Here is a 986-nt window from a genome sequence, read left to right as displayed (position 1 = left end):
TGTATGAGGTAGCGCAAATGAGCAAGCTAAACGGCTACAAAACTGGTGGTACCATTCATATAGTTGTTAACAACCAAATAGGGTTTACAACAAACTATCTAGATGCGCGCTCAAGTACATATTGTACTGATGTTGCAAAAGTTACACTATCACCAGTAATGCACGTAAATGCTGATGATGCCGAAGCTGTAGCGCATGCTATTGAAATGGCGTTAGACTACAGAATGCGTTTCAAAAAAGATGTGTATATAGATTTGTTAGGTTACAGAAAGTATGGGCATAATGAAGGAGATGAGCCTAGATTTACACAGCCTAAACTTTATAAAAATATAGCAAAACACCCTAATCCGTTTAAAATTTATTCAGATAAATTAATTGCAGAAGGTACTATTAATAAAACATATTCTGAAGCAATAGTTGCTGAGTTTAAAGAGCGTTTAGAAAGCGAATACACTAAAGCAAAAGAAGCTGATGCATCAAAAGTGCGTGAGTTTATGGAAGAACGCTGGACAAACTTTACACGCCGCGGTTTAGATGCTATGTTAGAAGAAACAAATACAGCATACTCTGAAGAAGGATTAAAACAAATTTCAAAAGTAGTTTCAACAGTGCCAGAAGGTGTTAAGTTTTTACGAAAAGCTGAACGCATTCTTCAAGGTAGAGAAAAAATGGTTTTTGAAACCGATACTTTAGATTGGGGAATGGCCGAAACTTTAGCCTACGGAAGTTTACTTGAAGAAGGTTTTAATGTTAGAATTTCAGGGCAAGATGTTGAGCGCGGTACCTTTAGTCACCGTCACGCTATTTTACGTGATGAAATTTCAGAAGAACGTATCAATTTATTAAACACAAACCCAAATAATAAAGGCGAAATGTACATTTACAATTCGTTTTTATCTGAATACGGTGTGTTAGGTTTTGATTATGGTTACGCCATGGCAAACCCAAATACATTAACCATTTGGGAGGCTCAGTTTGGAGATTTT

General features: G+C 36.2%; 1 protein-coding gene. It reads left to right on the top strand.

Annotated elements, in window-relative coordinates:
• The coding region (locus FUA24_RS07775; RefSeq protein WP_246146988.1) for a thiamine pyrophosphate-dependent enzyme at positions 1-986 on the top strand (986 nt) is incomplete at both ends.

Source organism: Seonamhaeicola marinus, from assembly GCF_008085455.1.
The sequence above is the reverse complement of the archived record's forward strand: the minus strand, read 5'-3'. Positions and strand labels throughout refer to the sequence as shown.